Annotated in this window: 10 protein-coding genes; 7 read left to right on the plus strand and 3 right to left on the minus strand. The window is 75.3% G+C overall.

Going from position 1 to position 19,298, the window contains the following annotated elements; genetic code table 11:
- Positions 1 to 179 precede the first annotated feature (179 nt).
- Entirely contained in the window at positions 180 to 4,121 is a 3,942-nt protein-coding gene (locus tag AB0O36_RS05030; protein ID WP_365104177.1) for an amino acid adenylation domain-containing protein, read from the plus strand.
- A gap of 242 nt (positions 4,122 to 4,363) precedes the next feature.
- Here the strand turns inward: AB0O36_RS05030 and AB0O36_RS05035 are convergent, their stop codons facing one another.
- Positions 4,364 to 5,929 (minus strand): DUF5691 domain-containing protein, encoded by a 1,566-nt coding sequence (locus AB0O36_RS05035; protein WP_365104179.1) that lies wholly within the window; start codon positions 5,927 to 5,929, stop codon positions 4,364 to 4,366.
- Between the two features lie 61 nt (positions 5,930 to 5,990).
- Positions 5,991 to 7,334 carry an SWIM zinc finger family protein gene (locus AB0O36_RS05040; protein WP_365104182.1) on the minus strand — a complete coding sequence of 448 codons (1,344 nt, stop codon included), beginning with the start codon at positions 7,332 to 7,334 and terminating at the stop codon, positions 5,991 to 5,993.
- A 134-nt stretch (positions 7,335 to 7,468) separates the two neighbouring features.
- On the opposite strand from AB0O36_RS05040, the gene AB0O36_RS05045 reads away from it, so the two are divergent.
- The 5 genes from AB0O36_RS05045 (at position 7,469) to sucD (ending at position 14,847) form a co-directional block, all read left to right on the plus strand.
- Positions 7,469 to 8,575, plus strand: coding sequence for an AAA family ATPase (locus AB0O36_RS05045; RefSeq protein WP_365104184.1), 1,107 nt, complete (start codon positions 7,469 to 7,471; stop codon positions 8,573 to 8,575).
- Positions 8,572 to 11,037, plus strand: a complete 2,466-nt coding sequence (locus AB0O36_RS05050; RefSeq protein WP_365104187.1) for a DUF5682 family protein — start codon at positions 8,572 to 8,574, stop codon at positions 11,035 to 11,037. The genes AB0O36_RS05045 and AB0O36_RS05050 overlap by 4 nt, the downstream gene beginning before the upstream one ends.
- Positions 11,038 to 11,399: 362 nt before the next feature.
- A complete protein-coding gene (locus AB0O36_RS05055; RefSeq protein WP_365104663.1) occupies positions 11,400 to 12,545 on the plus strand; it encodes a VWA domain-containing protein in 1,146 nt (381 codons plus the stop codon).
- A 212-nt stretch (positions 12,546 to 12,757) separates the two neighbouring features.
- Entirely contained in the window at positions 12,758 to 13,939 is a 1,182-nt protein-coding gene (gene sucC, locus AB0O36_RS05060) for an ADP-forming succinate--CoA ligase subunit beta (RefSeq protein WP_365104189.1), read from the plus strand.
- A 23-nt stretch (positions 13,940 to 13,962) separates the two neighbouring features.
- Positions 13,963 to 14,847, plus strand: a complete 885-nt coding sequence (gene sucD, locus AB0O36_RS05065; protein WP_030031032.1) for a succinate--CoA ligase subunit alpha — start codon at positions 13,963 to 13,965, stop codon at positions 14,845 to 14,847.
- Between the two features lie 124 nt (positions 14,848 to 14,971).
- On the opposite strand, the gene AB0O36_RS05070 is transcribed toward sucD, so the two are convergent.
- Complete coding sequence (locus AB0O36_RS05070) at positions 14,972 to 16,588, minus strand: helix-turn-helix domain-containing protein (RefSeq protein ID WP_365104191.1); 1,617 nt, start codon at positions 16,586 to 16,588, stop codon at positions 14,972 to 14,974.
- 110 nt (positions 16,589 to 16,698) lie between these two features.
- Between AB0O36_RS05070 and AB0O36_RS05075 the strand changes: the two genes are divergently transcribed.
- Entirely contained in the window at positions 16,699 to 18,900 is a 2,202-nt protein-coding gene (locus AB0O36_RS05075) for a DUF6350 family protein (RefSeq protein ID WP_365104194.1), read from the plus strand.
- Positions 18,901 to 19,298 lie beyond the last annotated feature (398 nt).

Genomic DNA, 19,298 nt, shown 5'->3' on the forward strand with positions numbered 1-19,298 from the left:
CATAATTCCGGAAACGGCGAATGCGCGATGTCTTGAACATCGAAGACGGCATTCCGCCCGCATGGGTATTCGAGTTGATTAGCATCGGGTAACGGACCCGAAGTGTGGATCCGGTCATCGGCGTGCCTCCGCACGGCAGGGGGTGCGCCATTCCCTTACCGAACCGGGATTCCCCCATCATGATCGACTCGTTGTCCCCCCGGCTGCCCCTCAGTGGGGGCCAGGCCGGAATCTGGTACGGACTCCAGCTGGACGGCTCCGGGCTCGCGCACACCGTGTCCGAATTCTGGGACGTGCGCGGGCCCGTGAGGCCCGAATTACTCCGGGCGGCGGTCCGCCGCACATCGGAAGACGCCGAAGCCCTGCGAATAACCTGCGGCGAGGATGCCGACGGCCCCTGGCAGCGGGTGGAACCAGGCGGGGCCGACGTGCCCCTCCTCGACTTCACCGGTGAGGACGAGCCGTGGGAGGCGGCCCGCCGGTGGATGGAGGCGCAGGCCGGCATCCCCCTCGACCTGCGCAGGGGAGAGGTCCACCGGTCGGCGGTCCTGCGGGTGTCTCCGCGCCGGCACCTCTGGTTCTACCGGCTGCACCACCTGGTGACCGACGGGTACAGCAGCCAGCTGCTGGCCCACCGCGTCGCCGAGGTCCACGATGCGCTGGCCGCCGGGCAGGACGTGCCCGCGGCGCGCTTCGGGTCCCTCCGGTCCCTGGTCGAGGAGGAGCAGCAGTACCGCTCGTCCGCCCGGTACGCCGAGGACCGCCGCTACTGGCAGGGCGAGCTGGCCGCCATCGGGCGGGTGGCCTGCCTGACCGACGCGTCGATGCTCCCGGCGGGGATACCGCTCAAGGAGATCTGGCGGGCGCCCGCCGGACTGCGGGACCTCGTGCAGGCGTGCGCCCGCGACCGGCGGACGAGCTGGCCGCGCGTGCTGATCGCGGCGTTCGCCGCCTATACCGGCCTGCTGACCGGATCGGCCGAAACCGTGATCGGACTACCCGTGGCGAACCGCAGGCGGGGCGTATCGGCGACCACTCCGGGCATGTTGTCCAACGTCATTCCGCTGCGGCTGCACGCCGACCGTTCCCTGACCTTCGCCGAACTCGTGGACCAGGTCGCCGGGAAGATCGAGGAGACCCGCGGCCACGGACGGTTCCGCTTCGAGGAAATGCGCCGTGAATTCCGGCGGGAGCACGGGGACGGCCGTATCTTCGGGCCCATCGCCAACATGCTGTCGCTGTCCACCGAGGTGACGTTCGGCGGGATCCCGGCCCGGTACGAGAATTTCTCCCCCGGCCCGATCGAGGACTTCATGTTCGCCGCCTACGACACGCCGCGCGGACTGGCGTTCTCCTTCCACGCCAACGCCGGCCTCTACACCGCCGGCGAACTGAAGGACCACCGCGCCAGGTTCGGGTCCTTCCTGCGCCGGGTGCTCGCCGATCCCGGGCAGCGCATCGGGGACGTCGGCCTGCTCCACGCGGACGAACGCCGCCGTTTCCTGGAGATCCGCCCCCGACGGGAGGAACCGGCCGGCGCGCCCCGCACCCTCGTGGAAGCCTTCCGGGCCCAGGCCGAGAGGACCCCGGACGCGACGGCCGTGACCTGCGGAACGGACTCCCTGACCTACGCGGAACTGGCCTCCCGGGCCGACCGGCTGGCACACCGGCTGGAGCGGCACGGTGCCGGACTCGAACGGCTCGTGGCCGTCGCCCTGCCGCAGGGCGTCGACCTGGTGGTCGCCCTGCTGGCGGTCCTCACCTCGGGAGCCGCGTACCTGCCGGTCGACCCCGCCTACCCGCAGGACCGGATCGCCTTCCTCCTGCGGGACGCCGATCCGCTGCTGCTCCTGTCGGCCTCCGGCGTGCAGGCCCGGGACGCCCGCCCCGACCTGCCCGTACTCGAAGTCGACGCCCCGGCCGCACCGGAGCACCCGGACGACCGTGCAGGTCAGGTCGCACCGCCCGCCGGACCCCGCTGTCCCTCCGCACCGGACAACGCGGCCTACGTCATCTACACCTCCGGCTCCACGGGACGCCCCAAGGGCGTGGTCGTCTCGCACCGGAACGTCCTGGCCCTGTTCGCGGCCACCCGGGAGCTCTTCGACTTCCGCGACACCGACGTGTGGACGATGACCCACTCGTACTCGTTCGACTTCTCCGTCTGGGAGCTGTGGGGACCGCTGCTGACCGGCGGACGCCTGGTCGTGGTCCCCACCACGACCAGGCGCGCACCGGACGAACTGCTCCGGCTGCTCGCCGACGAGGGCGTGACCGTCCTCAGCCAGACGCCCTCGGCGTTCCAGCAGCTGCTCCGGGCCGACGAGGACGAACCGGACACCGGGGCGCGCCTGGCCCTGCGCTACGTGGTGTTCGGCGGCGAGGCACTGGATCCGGCGCGCCTGGCGGACTGGTACGCGCGGCACGCCGAGGACGCCCCCGTCCTGGTCAACATGTACGGGATCACGGAGACCACCGTCCACGCCAGCCACCTGCCGCTCGACCGCTCGGCGGTACCGTCCCAGGCCGGCGGCCCCGGCAGCCCCATCGGCCGGAGCCTGCCGGGACTGGGGCTCCACCTGCTCGACGCGAACCTCCAGCCCGTTCCGCCCGGCGTCACCGGAGAGATCTACGTCGCCGGCGACCAGCTGGCCCGCGGCTACCAGGACCGGCCCGGCCTCACCGCCTCCCGGTTCGTCGCCGACCCCTTCGGCGCCCCCGGATCGAGGATGTACCGGTCCGGCGACCTCGCCCTCCGGCAGGCCGACGGACGGCTCCACTACCGGGGCCGCGCGGACGACCAGGTCAAGATCAGGGGCTTCCGGATCGAATTGGGCGAGATCGAGGCCGCGCTGCGCGCCTGCCCGGGCGTCTCCCACGCCTGCGTGGTGGCACGGAAGGACGCGGTCGGGGACGACGCGCTCGTGGCGTACGCGGTGGCCCGCGACGACGCGGACGCCGCCGACACGGATCCGGCCGCCCTGCGCGGCCTGCTCGCCCGCCGGCTGCCGCCCCACATGGTGCCCTCCGCCGTCGTGCGGATCGACGCGATCCCGCTGACGGCCAACGGCAAACTCGACCGCCGGGCCCTGCCCGAGCCGGTGTACACCCGCTCCCCGCAGGGCTCCGGCGGAGGAGGGTCGGCCCTGGAGCGGGACGTCGTCGAGGCGTTCGTGCACGCCCTGGGGATCCCGGACGTATCGGCCGGGGACGACTTCTTCGACCTGGGCGGCGACTCCTTCAAGGCGGTGCGCCTGGCCCGCCGGGCGGGGCGCGGGCTGACCGTGCTGGACGTGTTCCAGCACCCCACTCCGGTCCTGCTCGCCCGCCGCATCCTGGAACTGGCCGAGTCCGACGGCAGCGGGCGGCCCGTCCTGCGGCCGCTCGGCGGGCAGGGTGCGGGCCGCACGCTCGTCTGCATCCCCTACGGAGGCGGTACGGCCGCCGCCTTCCGCGGCCTGGCCGCGGAGCTGGGCCCCGACGTGGACGTCCGGGCGGCCGAGCTCCCCGGCCATGACCCGACGCGGTCCGAGGACCCGCTGTGGTCCCTGGACGACACCGCCGACCTGATCGCCGCGGAGATCGGCGGTTCCGTCGACGGACCCTTCGCGCTGTACGGGCACTGCGCAGGTTCGTCCCTCGCGGTGGCGGTGGCGCAACGGCTGGACCGGATGGGCCTGTTGCCGGAGGCCCTGTTCATCGGGGCCGCGGTGCCCGAGGCCGACCCCGAGGCCCAGCTGGAGCGCGCCACGACCTGGCCCGCGGAGGCCCTGCACGCCTTCATGTCCTCGATCGGAGGTTTCGAGGGCGCGCTGGACGACTCCGATCTGCAGACCGTCCTGAACGTGATCCGGCACGACATGGTCCAGGGGCTGCACTTCCAGATCGAGGCGCAGCGCGGCGAGGAGAAGCCGCTGGGCGTTCCGCTCGTGGTGGTGATCGGCGACGCGGACCCCGTCACCGAGGGGTACGAGCTGGACCACCTCCGGTGGGAGCGGCACGCGACCCGGGTCGAGCTGGAGGTGATCCCCGGAGGGGGCCACTACTTCCTCAACGACCGGCCGGACGCGCTGGCGAAGGTGATCGCCGGCCACCTGGAGACGACGGCTCCCACCGGCTGAGCCCCGGCCGGCCCGTCCGGCGAACGGTGACCGGCGACCCGGTGACCGGAGGCGCCCTCGGGCGTCCTCCGGTCGGGCCGGTCAGGTCCGCTGCCGCCGTCCGCGGGCCGCCGTCCGCTGCCCGCCGTCCGCTGCCGGTCCGTCGTCCGTCGTCCGCAGTCCGTCTGCGGTCCGGTACCGCCCTGGCGGTGCCGGGCGGCGGATCGGGGTGGGTCGGGGGCGGCGGGCCAGGGCGTGGCGGGTCAGGGCGCGGGGGCGAGTTCGGCCAGCATCGCCGCGCGGAGCCGGAGCGTGGCGGTGAGCCGCTGGAACGCCTCCGCCCAGTACGCGGCGCCGCCTTCCGCGTCGGGGGCGTCCGCCACTTCCAGGCGGCCGGCCTCCGCGGGGTCGAGGCAGCGCTCGGCGAGCCCCATCACCCCGCTGAAGCTCCACGGGTAGCTGCCCGCGTCCCGCGCCGCCCGCAGTGCGTCGACCACGGCCCGTCCCAGTTCCCCCGCCCACGGCACCTCGCACACCCCGAGCAGCTGGAACGCCTCGGACAGGCCGTGCGCCCGGATGAACTCCGCGACCCATGCGGCCCGTTCCTCCGGGGCAAGGCTCTCCAGTAGTCTGGCCCGCTCGGCGAGCGAGGCCGTGCCCGGCCCGGCGGCCGGTGGTGCGGCCGCCGAGCCCAGCAGGGCCCGCGACCATTCCGGGTCCCGCTGCCGCACGGCCGCCCGGCACCAGGCCGCGTGCAGTTCCTCGGCCCAGCCCCCGTCCACCGGAGCGGCCACGATCCCGGCCGGGTCCAGGCCCCCGAACCGCTCCCGCCAGCACGACAGCGGAGCCGCCTCCACCAGCTGGCCCAGCCACCAGGCGCGCTCGCCGCGCCCCGCCGGCGGCCGCCTGACCACCCCGTCCCGTTCCATGCCGGCGTCGCACCCGGCGGGCGGTGTCACCCCCTCCGGGCCCACGCAGGCCAGGGCCCGCCCGGCCATCCGCCCGGCCAGCGCCGAGCCCGGCAGTGCCGACAGCAGCTCCGCCGCCAGCACCCGTACGTTCCGGCTGCGGTCGCCCAGCGCCGCTTCCAGGAAGGGTTCGTCCGCCCCGGACAGGCCCTGCCGCAGCGAGTCCAGGAACATCAGCCGGTCCTCGGCCCGTTCCGCGGCCCAGCCGGACGCCAGCAACTCCCTTGCGGCCGCCGGGTCCTGCGCCCGTACGGAACCCAGCAGGGCCACCCGTTCCGCGAACAGCCCTTCCTGCCAGAGCTGTTCCACCCCGGCGGTGTCCCCGGCGTCCGGCAGGTGCCCCCCGCCCGCCCCGGTGCGCAGCGCGAACCGCCAGTCCGGGTTGAGCCGGGCCAGCCAGCGTCCCCGCGCGCCGGCCAGGGCCAGTGCCTGCGGGCGCAGGTCCGTCCGTGCCCGGGCCGCGTCCAGCAGTGCCGGAAGCTGCGCCGCCGGTGCCCGGTAGCCCTGCCGGGAGGCCGCCGCCAGCCACTGCGGGAGCAGTTCGGCCAGATCCGGCGCCGCCCCCCTGCGGCCGGCGCCCGCGCTCGCCCGGCCCGCGAGCAGCTGCGCCAGCCGCTGCCGCGCGGGCTCGGGCGGTTCGGGCCGCGGATCCTCCGCCGCGGGCTCCGGGCGCGCGCCGGCCCCGGCCGGCCGCAGCCCGGCCCGGCGGCGCAGCGCCTGCACCGCGGCCGCGTCCAGCAGGGCCTCCGGCGAACCGGCCCGCCTGCGGTCGGTGCCCAGCAGCGCGGTGCCGACCAGCTCCTCCCAGTCCATGCCGTCCGGCCCGCCGTCCCCGTCCGCGGGCCCGGTGATCGCCCTCATGGGTTCCCCTCCCTCGTGTTCCCGTCCCTCGGCCGTCACGTGGCGTGGTTGTCGTCGTGCCCTAAGACAGCGATACCGGCCCACCCGTCCTCTCGTCCCAGGCGGTCAACGGGGTGAACCCCCGGTGGCCGCACTCCCCGAACACCGTCACCGGCCCGCCGCCGGACAGCGCGGCCAGCTGCCACAGCCCCGCACGCAGCCGCCCCCCGGCGGCCCGTACCGGCAGCGCGTCCTTGCCGTCCGCGTCCGCGAGCTGCCAGCCGAGCTCGCCCGGCACCGGCACCACCGGGCCGAGCACCACCGGCCAGGCCTCCAGCCAGGGGTCCTCCCGCAGTGCCGCCCCGTACCCCTCCAGTGCCTCCGCCGCGCCCACCCCGGCGGGAGGCCGGGGCGGCGGCACCGGGGCGGCGAACCGCTCGCCCAGGTCCGCCCGCAGCCCGGCCGAGCCGGGCCGGAAGCGGGCTTCCGCGTCCAGCACCAGCCCCACCGGCAGGGTCAGTTGCGGCGGCCGGCCGGGCGGCCCGTAGTCCATCACCAGGGCCGTGCGGCCGCTCCGCAGACCGCGCAGCCATATCCGCCGCGTGGTCAGCCGGCCGTCCGCCGACACCGAGTCGTACTGCGCCAGCACCAGCCAGTGGTCCCTGACCGCGGCCGCCCCCTCCGCGGCCGCGGTCAGGCCCACCCTGGTGCGGACCGTGGCGGCCAGTGGCGCCGGCAGCCCGGACACCCCCAGCCAGGCCCGGTCCAGCAGGTGCAGCAGCGCGCACTCCTCCAGCATCCGGCCCGGCCAGCCCGCGCCGGAGCTCGGTATCGTCCCCAACTCCCTTACCCGGGAGGCCAGTCCGGGCGCCTGCGCGTCGACCATCCGGGCCGCGGTCTCCTCCCACCCCGCGTATCCGGCCTGTTCCTGCCCGGCGAGGCCGCCGCGCAGCAGGTCGGCGAGCCGCTGCTCCAGTTCCGTGACGCCCGCGCCGATCCGGGCCGCCCGCCGCTCGGCCCGCTTCCGCGCCGCTTCCGGGTCCGCCGGTCCGGCGGCTGCGGCGGCCGCGGAGGCGGACGCCTTCGCGGCCCGTGCCGCCAGCCACTTCGCGGCCCAGTCCGGTGCCTCGGCGGCCCCGTCCAGCCCGTCCGCCGCCCACAGCAGCAGCAGTCCCAGCGCGTGCTTGCACGGGAACTTCCGGCTCGGGCAGGAGCACGAGTACGCCGGCCCGGTCAGGTCCACCACCGTCCGGTACGGCGTCCTGCCACTGCCCTTGCACATCCCCCACACCGCACCGGAAGCGGAACCTCCGGTCTGTGACCACGGGCCCGCCCCGCCCAGCTTTTCCCCCGCCTTCCTCGATGCCTCGTCAGGAGCCAGAGCCAGTACCTCTTCCGCCGTCCGGCGGACCCTGTGCCCATTCATGGAAACCACCGTAGGGAACCCCACTGACAATCGCCCTGACCTGCAACGACGGTATGAACCAGGGGTGTTGTCAGTGGGGTGGTGCACGGTGGTTGCAGCAGTCGGTTGCGGCTGCCGAGCCTGGAGGGGGATCCATGAGCACGCACGGGAACGGCACCGGTGCACAGACACTGCGACCGCACGCCGAAGACGCCTTCGCGCACGAACTGAAAGCCCTCGCGGCCCAGGACGACCGGCCCCGGCCGCCCCGCTGGAAGCTCTCCCCGTGGGCGGTCTCCACCTACCTGCTCGGCGGCACGCTCGCCGACGGCACGGTGATCACCCCCAAGTACACCGGCCCCCGCCGGATCGTCGAGGTGGCCGTCAGCACGCTGGTCACCGACCGCGCCCTGCTCCTGCTGGGCGTCCCCGGCACCGCCAAGACCTGGGTGTCGGAGCACCTCGCGGCGGCCGTCAGCGGGGACTCCACCCTGCTCGTCCAGGGCACCGCCGGCACCCCCGAGGAAGCCATCCGGTACGGCTGGAACTACGCCCGGCTGCTCGCCCACGGGCCCAGCCGCGAGGCACTCGTCCCCAGCCCGGTCATGCGCGCCATGGCCGAGGGCATGACCGCCCGGGTCGAGGAACTCACCCGCATACCGGCCGACGTACAGGACACCCTGATCACCGTCCTCTCCGAGAAGACCCTGCCCGTACCGGAGCTGGGCGAGGAGGTGCAGGCGGTCCGCGGCTTCAACCTCATCGCCACCGCCAACGACCGCGACCGGGGCGTCAACGAGCTCTCCAGTGCCCTGCGCCGCCGGTTCAACACGGTGGTCCTGCCGCTGCCCGCCAGTGCCGAGGACGAGGTCGACATCGTGGCCCGCCGGGTCGAGCAGATGGGCCGTGCACTGGACCTGCCGCGGGCCGCCGAGGGCCTCGACGAGATCCGCCGGGTGGTCACCGTCTTCCGCGAGCTGCGCGAGGGCGTCACCGGGGACGGCCGGACGAAGGTCAAATCCCCCAGCGGCACCCTGTCCACCGCCGAGGCCATCTCGGTGGTCACCGGCGGCCTCGCCCTCGCCGCCCACTTCGGCGACGGGGTGCTGCGGCCCTCCGACACGGCCGCCGGCATCCTCGGCGCCGTGGTCCGCGACCCGGTGGCCGACCGGACCGTCTGGCAGGAGTACCTGGAGACGGTCGTCCGCGAGCGGGACGGCTGGAAGGACTTCTACCGCGCCTGCCGCGAGGTGACCGCATGAGCACCGCGGGAGCCGGACCGCTGCTCCTGGGGGTGCGGCACCACGGGCCCGGCTCCGCCCGCGCGGTGCGGGCCGCACTGGACGCGGCCCGTCCGGCCGCCGTGCTGATCGAGGGACCGCCCGAGGCCGACGCCCTGCTGCCGCTGGCGGCCGACCCCGGCATGCGGCCGCCGGTCGCCCTGCTCGCGCACGCCGCCGACGACCCGGGCCGGGCCGCGTTCTGGCCGCTGGCCGCGTTCTCCCCGGAGTGGGTCGCCATCCGCTGGGCCCTGGACGCCGGGGTGCCCGTCCGGTTCGCCGACCTGCCCGCCGCGCATTCGCTGGCCCCCGGACCCGCCACTGCCGCCGGCCCCGCGGAGGGCGATGGCCCCCGGGTGGGCGGTGGCCCCCCGGTGGTCGAGGGGGCCCCGGCGGACGAAGAGCCTCCGGCGGGCGCGGAGTCCGCACCGGGGGCGTCCGTACGCCTGGACCCCCTGGCCGCACTGGCCGCAGCGGCCGGGTACGACGACCCGGAGCGCTGGTGGGAGGACGTGGTCGAGCACCGCGGCGCTGAGCCGGACGACACCGCCGCGGACGCCCTCGCCCCGTTCGAGGCCATCGCCGAGGCCATGACCGCCCTGCGCGAATCCGCGGGAGAGGCGGGCCGGGACCGCCGGGACCTGGTGCGCGAGGCGTACATGCGGCAGCGGATGCGGGCCGCCCGGCGGGAGTTCGGCACCGGCTTCGCCGTGGTCTGCGGAGCCTGGCACGTGCCCGCGCTGCGCGCCCGGACCACCGTGGCCGCGGACCGGGCCCTGCTGGCCGGGCTGCCCAAGGTCAAGGTGGAGACGGCCTGGGTGCCCTGGACCCACCGCAGGCTCGCCCGGGCCGGCGGATACGGGGCGGGCATCGGCTCCCCCGGCTGGTACGCGCACCTGTTCGCCGCCCCGGACCGGCCGGTCGAACGCTGGCTGACCAGAGCCGCCGGCCTGCTGCGCGCGGAGGACCGGCCGGTGTCCCCGTCCCATGTGATCGAGGCGGTGCGACTGGCCGGGACCCTGGCCGCGGTCCGCGGCCGCCCGCTGCCCGGCCTCTCGGAAACCCTGGACGCGGTCCGGGCGGTCATGTGCGACGGGTCGGACGTGCCCTTCGCCCTGATCGAGGACCGGCTGGTCGTCGGGGACACCCTCGGCGAAGTGCCCGACACCGCGCCCGCGGTGCCGCTCCAGCGGGACCTGACCCGGCGGCAGCGCTCGCTGCGGCTCAAGCCGGAGGCGCAGGAGCGCGAGCTCGAACTGGACCTGCGCAAGGACACCGACGCGGCCCGGAGCCGGCTGCTGCACCGGCTGCGCCTGCTGGGCATCGGCTGGGGTGCGCCCGCCGCCTCCCGGGGCGGCACCGGGACCTTCCGCGAGACCTGGCGGCTGTGCTGGGAGCCGGAGCTGTCGGTGCGGGTGGCCGAGGCGGGCGCCTGGGGGACCACGGTGGAGGCCGCGGCCACCGCCAGGGCCGAGGCCGACGCGGCCGCCGCCGGGGAGCTCGGCGAGATCACCTCGCTCGCCGAGCGGTGCCTGCTCGCCGGACTGTCCGGGGCCCTGCCCGCCGTGCTCCGGGCGCTCGCCGACCGGGCCGCCCTGGACACCGACGTGGCACGCCTGGCCGAAGCGCTGCCCGCACTGGCCCGCTCGCTGCGCTACGGGGACGTCCGGGGGACCGGAGCCGCCGAGCTCGGCACGGTCGCGGCCGGACTCGCCGAGCGGATCTGCGTGGCCTTCCCGCCCGCCTGCGCGGCCGGCCTGAACGCGGAGGCCGCTGCGGAGCTGCGCGGCCATCTGGACGCCGTGCACGGCGCGGTCGGGCTGCTCTGCGCCGCCTCCGGCGACCCCGCGCCCGTGGACCCGGCGGAGGCCGGACTGCGGGACCGCTGGGCGGCCGTGCTGCGGACGCTGGCCGGGCGGGACGCGGTGCCCGGCCTGATCCGAGGCCGGGCCGCGCGGCTGCTGCTGGACGACGGGCGGATCACGGCGGAGGAGGCGGCCCGGCTGATGGGGCCGGCCCTGTCCCCGGCGGCCGCCCCCGCCGACGCGGCCGGCTGGATCGAGGGCTTCGCGGGGGGCGGCGCGGGCGGCGGCACCCTGCTCGTCCACGACGAGCGGCTGCTGGGCCTGATCGACGGCTGGCTCACCGGCATACCGGCCGGCGCCTTCACCGGCGTACTGCCCTTGCTGCGGCGGACGTTCGGGGCGTACGAGCCGGGGGTGCGGCGGTCCCTGGGCGAACTGGTCCGCCGCGGCCCGGCCGCCGCGCGCTCCCGCACCGCCGCCGCCCGGGCCCCGGAGGGCTTCGCCCCGGACCTGGACCCGGCCCGCGCGGACGCGATGGTCCCCCTGGCCCTGCTCCTCCTCGGCGCCGGCGCCGGCGCCGATGCCGATGCCGATGCCGGCGCCGGCACCGCAGCCCGCGACCGGCCCGGGGCGGGCTGACCCCGGCCGCCCGGCCCGGGTCCGGCGGGCAGAACGGCCGTACGGCCGCACGGCTGTACGCAGGCACCGTGCCGGGGCGCTGTGAGGGGTGCGGCCGGCAGACGTATCGAGTGGAGGAGACGGACGACATGGGGGACGGACGGATGACGCAGCCTCACACCGGCGGGACGACGGGCTCTCCGGCGGCAGCCGGTTCGGAGCAAACGGCGGAAACGGCGGGGGCTGCGGAAACGGCGGGGAGCGGTGGCGTGCAGCCTGACGACGGAGCGGAGGGGACCTCCGGCACCCGTACGGACGCCACGGACGCCGTGAATGCCGTGAACGCCACGGACGCCGCGGGCGAAAGGCTGCGGCGGTGGCGGATGGTGCTCGGCGGGGGAGAGGGCGAGGGGACCGGCTGCGGGCTGAGCGGGCGGGACGCGGCGATGGACGCCGCGCTCGGCGCGCTGTACGGGGACACGGGCGGGAGCGGCGGGACCGGCGGGAAGGCCCGCCGGGGCGGGGAGCGCTCAGCCGGGCTCGGCGGGTCGGCGCCCTCCGTGGCGCGCTGGCTCGGGGACATCCGGTCCTACTTCCCCGCCTCCGTGGTGCAGGTGATGCAGCGCGACGCCATCGACCGGCTCGGGCTGTCCGCCATGCTGCTGGAGCCGGAGATGCTGGAGGCCGTGGAACCGGACGTACACCTCGTCGGCACGCTGCTCTCGCTGAGCAAGGCGATGCCGGAGACGACCCGGACCACCGCGCGGGCGGTGGTCCGGAAGGTCGTGGAGCAGCTGGAGCAGAAGCTCGCCGGCCGTACCCGTTCCACCCTCACCGGCGCCCTCGACCGTTCGGCGCGGACCAGCCGGCCCCGGCACCGGGACATCGACTGGGACCGCACCATCCGGGCGAACCTGGGGAACTACCTCCCCGAGCACCGCACGGTCGTCCCCGAACGGCTGATCGGCCACGGCCGGGCGAGCCGGTCGGTCCGGAAGGAGGTCGTCCTCTGCATCGACCAGTCCGGATCGATGGCCGCCTCCGTCGTCTACGCGTCCGTCTTCGGCGCCGTCCTGGCCTCCATGCGGTCCCTCGCCACCCGGCTGGTCGTGTTCGACACCTCCGTGGTGGATCTGACGGACCGGCTCGACGACCCGGTCGACGTCCTGTTCGGCACCCGGCTCGGCGGCGGCACCGACATCAACCGCGCCCTGGCCTACTGCCAGTCCAGGATCACCCGTCCCGCCGACACCGTCGTCGTCCTGATCAGTGATCTGTACGAGGGCGGCATCCGCAACGAGATGCTGGGCCGGGTCGCCGCGATGAAGGCCGCCGGCGTGCAGTTCGTGGCGCTGCTCGCGCTCTCCGACGAGGGAGCCCCCTCCTACGACCGGGAGCACGCGGCCGCGCTGGCCGCCCTCGGGGCGCCCGCTTTCGCCTGTACGCCCGACCTGTTCCCCGAGGTGATGGCCGCCGCGCTCGAGAAGAGGGAAATCGTCGGATCGCACGAAATCGGGGTTCCGGTGTGAGGTGTTCTGTGACAGGTATCACCGCTCAGGTGTGACCTGCGATTTAGGGACCCGTGTCCCACGGGGATAACCTGCGAGACGGACATGCCGCGTCCACGGTCACCGTGTGCGCTTCCCCAGTGACAGCGCCGTCACGTTGCCCTCCGCGGCACGCCCACGCAGACAACCGCGACACTGCGAAGCGAATCTTTCAATACAAGGGACGGACGCGCGTGGACCTGTTCGAGTACCAGGCGAGGGACCTCTTCGCCAAGCACGGTGTACCGGTGCTGGCCGGTGAAGTCATCGACACGCCTGAGGCGGCTCGCGAGGCCACCGAGCGGCTGGGCGGCAAGTCGGTCGTCAAGGCGCAGGTGAAGGTCGGCGGCCGCGGCAAGGCCGGCGGCGTCAAGCTGGCCGCCACCCCGGACGAGGCCGTCGCCCGCGCGACGGACATCCTGGGCATGGACATCAAGGGCCACACGGTCCACAAGGTGATGATCGCCGAGACCGCTCCCGAGATCCTCGAGGAGTACTACGTCTCGTACCTGCTGGACCGCACCAACCGCACCTTCCTGGCCATGGCCTCGGTCGCGGGTGGCATGGACATCGAGCAGGTCGCCGAGGAGACCCCCGAGAAGCTCGCCAAGGTCCCGGTGAACGCCAACGAGGGCGTGACCATCGAGAAGGCCCGCGAGATCGTCGAGCTGGCGCAGTTCCCGGCCGAGGTCGCCGAGAAGGTCGCCGAGGTCCTCGTGACCCTGTGGCAGACCTTCATCGCCGAGGACGCGCTCCTCGTCGAGGTCAACCCCCTCGCGAAGGTCGCCTCCGGCGACGTCATCGCCCTCGACGGCAAGGTCTCGCTCGACGAGAACGCCGAGTTCCGCCAGCCGGGCCACGAGGAGTTCGTGGACCACGCGGCCGCGAACCCGCTCGAGGCCGCGGCCAAGGAGAAGAACCTCAACTATGTCAAGCTCGACGGTGAGGTCGGCATCATCGGCAACGGCGCGGGTCTCGTCATGAGCACCCTCGACGTCGTCGCCTACGCCGGTGAGAACCACGGCGGCGTCAAGCCCGCCAACTTCCTCGACATCGGCGGTGGCGCCTCCGCCGCCGTCATGGCCAACGGTCTCGAGATCATCCTCGGCGACCCGGACGTCAAGTCGGTCTTCGTCAACGTCTTCGGTGGCATCACCGCGTGCGACGAGGTCGCCAACGGCATCGTCCAGGCCCTCCAGCTGCTCAAGGACAAGGGCGAAGAGGTCACCAAGCCGCTCGTCGTCCGCCTCGACGGCAACAACGCCGAGCTGGGTCGCAAGATCCTCTCGGACGCCAACCACCCGCTGGTGCAGCGCGTGGACACCATGGACGGCGCGGCCGACAAGGCCGCCGAGCTCGCTGCGGCTGCGAAGTAAAGGGACGAGGTCACAGACTCACCATGGCTATCTTCCTCAACAAGGACAGCAAGGTCATCGTCCAGGGCATGACCGGTGCCACGGGCATGAAGCACACCAAGCTGATGCTGGCTGACGGCACGAACATCGTCGGCGGCGTCAACCCGCGCAAGGCCGGCACCACCGTCGACTTCGACGGCACCGAGGTCCCGGTCTTCGGCTCCGTCGCCGAGGCGATGGAGAAGACGGGCGCCAACGTCTCCGTCCTCTTCGTCCCGCCGGCGTTCGCCAAGGCCGCCGTCGTCGAGGCCATCGACGCCGAGATCCCGCTGGCCGTCGTCATCACCGAGGGCATCGCGGTCCACGACTCCGCCGCCTTCTGGGCGTACGCGACCGCCAAGGGCAACAAGACCCGGATCATCGGCCCGAACTGCCCCGGCCTGATCACCCCCGGCCAGTCCAACGCCGGCATCATCCCGGGCGACATCACCAAGCCCGGCAAGATCGGTCTCGTGTCCAAGTCCGGCACGCTGACCTACCAGATGATGTACGAGCTGCGCGACATCGGCTTCACCTCCGCCGTCGGCATCGGTGGCGACCCGGTCATCGGCACCACGCACATCGACGCCCTGGAGGCCTTCGAGGCCGACCCGGAGACCGAGCTCATCGTCATGATCGGCGAGATCGGCGGCGACGCCGAGGAGCGTGCGGCGGACTTCATCGCGAAGAACGTCACCAAGCCGGTCGTCGGCTACGTCGCGGGCTTCACCGCCCCCGAGGGCAAGACCATGGGTCACGCGGGCGCGATCGTGTCCGGCTCTTCTGGCACCGCACAGGCCAAGAAGGAGGCCCTGGAGGCCGCCGGCGTCAAGGTCGGCAAGACGCCGACCGAGACCGCGAAGCTGGCCCGCGAGATCCTGAACGGCTGATCTCCGGCCCTTCCGGTTCTTCCGGCTGCTCTGCAGCGACGGGCGTGGCCCGCACCCCTTGCCGGGTGCGGGCCACGCCCGTTCTGCCGTTCTGCTGTTTTGAGGGCCCGTCCGCCCGTCCGGCTCACTCGTGGCGGGGGGCCAGCCGGGCGGGGCCGGCGGCCGGCTCGGACCGGAGCATCTCCCGGAGCTGCCTGGACTGCTCGCTGAGCTGCTGCGGGCCGTGGCGCGGCGGTACCCCGGACACGGACGTGCCGGGCGTGACCGGAGGGACGTAGCGACTGGGCGCGGTGACGACCGTGTAGGCGGTGGCGACCGCGATGGCGGCCGTCAGGCAGATCGCCGCGCGGGTCCAGAACCGCATCCGGTGCTCGCCGGCCACCCGGACGACCCGGGCCGGGCGCGGCTCCAGACGCACGGCGGGCACCAGGGCGCCGAGCCGCTCGCGCAGCAGCGCGGACTGCCGGTCCGACGGTACGCCGACCAGGTCGGGGAGCCGGGCGGCGAGGCCGGAGTGCGCGTGCAGCAGCCGGCTCCCGGCGGACGGCGTGCTGGCCTCGGTTTCGGCGGCGGTGTCGGGCAGGTCGAGCCCGACGCCGTCGTAGAGGAGCACGGTCCGCCGGTACGAGGGCGGCAGCGCGAGCATCGCGTCGAGCAGGGCGCGGTCGGCGAGGTCGGCCGGAGCCCGGTCGGGGTGCCGGTGGGCGCGGCGGAACCGGTGCCAGGGGGAGAGCGCGTGCTCGTACGCCGCCGACCGCACCCAGCCGACCGGATCGGGGTCGGTGGCGACCTGCGGCCAGCGGTCCCAGGCGAGCTGGAAGGCGCGCTCGACGGCCTCCAGGGCGAGGGTGCGGCGGCCGGTGAGCAGATAGACCTGCCGGAGCAGGGCGGGGGCGGTGTAGTCGTACAGCGCCTCGAAGGCGGTGTCGGGCGTGTGCCCGACCTCGGGCCCGGGGGCCGGGGCGGGGACGGGGGGCGGGGTGAGCGGGCTCGCCGCGCCGGACGCCGTGGAGGCCGCCTGGGGAGCCGCCTGGGGGGCCGCCTGGGGGACCCCGGAGGCTTCCGTCGGGTCTCCCTGGGCCGGCCGCGCCCCGGCAGCGGCCTCGGCAGCGGCCCCGGCCTCGTGGGTGTCCTCCGGCGCCGCCTTCCGGGCCCGCCCGGGGAAGGTGCCGGTGCCCAGCCCGCGGGTCGTACCCACGCCGGCCACGTCCGGTGTCCCGTCCCCGGGAGGCTTCGTGCCCCGCTCGGCCGGGGCCGGGTCGGTGGCCGGGGTCTCGGGGGCGGCCCTGGCGGAGGCCTTGACGGCGGCCTTGGCGGCGGACCCGGGCCGGTTGTCGGCGGGACCGCCGGTGCCCTTGGCGAAGGCCCGGACGGCGCCCGCGACCCGCGTGGCGGGCCCTACGCGCCGCTTGACCGCACCCTTGTCGCCGTCCTGGCCCCGGCCCTCCCGGTCCTGATCCCGGTCCTGATCCCGGTCCGCGTCACCGTCACCGTCACCTGGCCGGTCGTCACCCTCCCCGGTCTGCTTGCCGAGTTCGCCCAGCAGCTTGGCGTAGGCCTGGCGCTTGCGGCCGCGGGGTTCGGCACGGCCGGTCTCCCACGCGCGGACCGTACTGGCGGTGACGCCGAGCGCCGTCGCGATCTCATCGTGCGTCAGTTCACCGGCCTCGCGCAGTCTGCGGCGCTCCTTGGGCGACGGGAGGGCCGCCGACTCGGCGGCCGTGTCCACGCTCTGGGTCATGCCACACCCCGACAGGTCTGGGCGAAAAAGTACATAACCGTATATTGGGCGACACCACGGTCATTCGCCTGTTACGCGACCTCGGCGCGTGTCGTTGGGACCATGGCGGGGTGACCCAAGTGACCGAACGCGGGACGTCGTTGCCGACGCCGCCGTGGGCGGGCCTGCGCCGCCGTTCTCCGGCGGCCGCGGCCTGCGTACTGGGCGGTGTGATGGCCGCCGGGCTGGGGCTCGGCTCGGTGGCCGTCCTCGTCATGGTGTTGTGGATCAGCTCGCCGTATCCCGACAGCGGGCCGGGCGGCGCGCTGCACGTGGCGGCGGGACTGTGGCTGCTCGCCCACGGGACCGAGCTGATCAGGTACGACACGCTGTCCGGGGTGCCGGCGCCGGTGGGGCTGACGCCCCTTCTGCTGGTCTCCCTGCCCGTGCTGTTGATCCGGCGGGCGGCCCGGCTCGCCGTCGAGGAGGGCGGGCTGCCCGGCAGTGCCGTCTTCTCGGCGGTGACCTGCGGCTACCTGGTGGTGGGGGCGGGTGCGACGGCGTACGCGGCGGGCGGGCCGCTGCCGGCCGATCCGCTGAGCGCGGCCTGGCACGTGCCGCTGGTGGCGGCGGCCGCGGCGGCCTGGGGGGTGTGGGCGGCGCTGCCCTCGCGGTTGCCGGGATGGCTGCCCGGGGGCGTGCGGAGGGAGCTCGCGCGCTCCCGTTACGCGCTGGCTCTGCGCGCGGGGGGCGCGGGGGCGTTCGCCTTGCTGGGCGGCGGGGCGCTGGTGCTCGGCGCGTCGCTGGTGTGGCACGGCGCGGCGGTGCAGCAGTCCTTCCTCCAGCTGACGGGGGTGTGGTCGGGGCGGTTCGCGGTCCTGCTGCTGGCGCTGGCGCTGGTGCCGAACGCGGTGGTGTGGGGTGCGGCGTACGGGCTGGGGCCGGGGTTCGCGCTGGGCGCGGGGGCCACGGCGACGCCCCTGGCCTTCGCGGGGTCCCCGGCGCTGCCGCGCTTCCCGCTGCTGGCGGCGCTGCCGTCGGCGGGGGCGGGGACGGTGCTGACCGGGGCGGTGCTGGTGGTGCCGGTGGTGGCCGGGGCGGTGGTGGGGTGGTTCGCGGTACGGCGGGGGCGCGAGGTGCCGTACGGCGAGGCGGCGTTGACCGCGGCGCTGGGCGGGGTGGTGTGCGGGGCGGTCATGGCCGTGCTGGCGGTGGCGGCCGGCGGGCCGCTGGGGACGGGGGCGCTGGCGGAGTTCGGGCCGGTGTGGTGGGAGACGGGCGCGGCGGGTGCGGCGTGGACGGCGGGGGTGGGCGTACCGGTCGCCGTCGCGGTACGCGGCTGGCGCGGGCGGTTCAGCGGGGTCGAACCGGAGGGCGGCGAGGAGTGGCACGTGGCCGGCGTCCGCGAACTCCGCTGGGCGGCCCTCCGCGACGCAGCTTCCCCGGCTTCCGCCGAGTCCGCAGTCTCCCTGGCCTCCGCAGAGTCCGCCGCTTCCCCGGCGGCCGCCGGGCCCGCAGCCTCTTCGGCCTCCCCGGAGCCAACCGTCTTCCCCGCGTCGGCCGAGTCCGCAGCCTCTTCGGCCTCCCCGGAGCCAACCGTCTCTCCGGCGTCGGCCGTGGCTCCCGCCTTCCCGCCGTCGGCCGGGTCCGCTGCCTTCCCGGCGTTCGCCGAATCGGCCGGCTCGTCGGCCCCGGCGACGCCCACGGCTTCTCCGGCGTCCGCCGAGACCTGGGCGTCCCCGGCGTCTCCGGAGCGCGCAGCCTCTCGCGCCTCCTCGGCGTCCGCGGAGCCACCCGCTCCCGGAGCTCCCCTCCCGGGGCCCGCCCACTCCGCCGAGGGCCGGGTTCCACCCGGTGCGGGTCAGGCTGTGCCTGATGTGGGTCCCGCCCACTCCGCCGGGGGCCGGGTTCTGCCTGGTGCGGGCTCGGCTCACCCGGGTGCGGGTTCCGCGCGCCCGGGTGCGGGTGGGGTTCTGCCGGGTGTGGGCCCCGCCCATCCCGCCGCGGGTCGGGTCCTGCCCGGAGCGGGTCCCGCTCACCATGACGAGGCCCCGGATCCCGGCGCCGTCCGCGGCCCGGCGCCGGGCCCGGCCGAGCCCTCGGTGGCGGCGTCCCCGGCCGGGGACGCGGACTCCACAGGCTCCCCGGACTCCTCCCGGCCCTCGACGTCGGCCCGGGTCCGTGCCGGACTCGCGGATCCGGCCGGGTCGCCCCATGTGGGCCCGGCGGCCGGAGATGCTGCCCGGCCCGAGGGCGCCCCACCGGGGACACCGAGACTGGTACCGGGCGTTGCGGGCGCCCGGGTGCTGCCCCGCCGGGACAGCCCGGCGTAGCAGCGGCCGACGGGCAAGGTCCCACCCCGCCCCCGGATTCCGTCCGGGGGGCCATCGGAGAACACCTCGGACGACTCGCTGCCCGACAGCGGGGAACGGCCGCAGGGCCCGGCCCCGGCGGGGCACTTCCGGAACGGCCCCTGGCGCGCATCTCCCCGTACGCCCCACGGGCCTGCCTGGTGGCACCCCGGCGGGTGCGGTGTCCGGCGCGCCTCCGGCGCGGGAGGGCAGGCTTGGCCCGTCCCCGCCGGGGGAGGGCGCAGCACTCCCTCCGTGGCGCTCCCGGCGCCGACGGCCCGTCCCCGCCGGCGGCGGCCAAGGATTGACGTGGCCTCAGCCTCAGCCTCGGCCTCGGCGGGGGAGGGGTCTGGACGGTGCGGACGACTCGCCGCCTCGCG

The organism is Streptomyces sp. NPDC089799 (assembly GCF_040684755.1).
Taxonomy (GTDB): domain Bacteria; phylum Actinomycetota; class Actinomycetes; order Streptomycetales; family Streptomycetaceae; genus Streptomyces.

Bases quoted from the DNA above. Each gene is read 5' to 3' on its own strand.
- AB0O36_RS05030 (WP_365104177.1), top strand. From the start codon at position 180: ATGATCGACTCGTTGTCCCCCCGGCTGCCCCTCAGTGGGGGCCAGGCC.
- AB0O36_RS05035 (WP_365104179.1), bottom strand. From the start codon at position 5,929: ATGAGGGCGATCACCGGGCCCGCGGACGGGGACGGCGGGCCGGACGGC.
- AB0O36_RS05040 (WP_365104182.1), bottom strand. From the start codon at position 7,334: ATGAATGGGCACAGGGTCCGCCGGACGGCGGAAGAGGTACTGGCTCTG.
- AB0O36_RS05045 (WP_365104184.1), top strand. From the start codon at position 7,469: ATGAGCACGCACGGGAACGGCACCGGTGCACAGACACTGCGACCGCAC.
- AB0O36_RS05050 (WP_365104187.1), top strand. From the start codon at position 8,572: ATGAGCACCGCGGGAGCCGGACCGCTGCTCCTGGGGGTGCGGCACCAC.
- AB0O36_RS05055 (WP_365104663.1), top strand. From the start codon at position 11,400: ATGGTGCTCGGCGGGGGAGAGGGCGAGGGGACCGGCTGCGGGCTGAGC.
- sucD (WP_030031032.1), top strand. From the start codon at position 13,963: ATGGCTATCTTCCTCAACAAGGACAGCAAGGTCATCGTCCAGGGCATG.
- AB0O36_RS05070 (WP_365104191.1), bottom strand. From the start codon at position 16,588: ATGACCCAGAGCGTGGACACGGCCGCCGAGTCGGCGGCCCTCCCGTCG.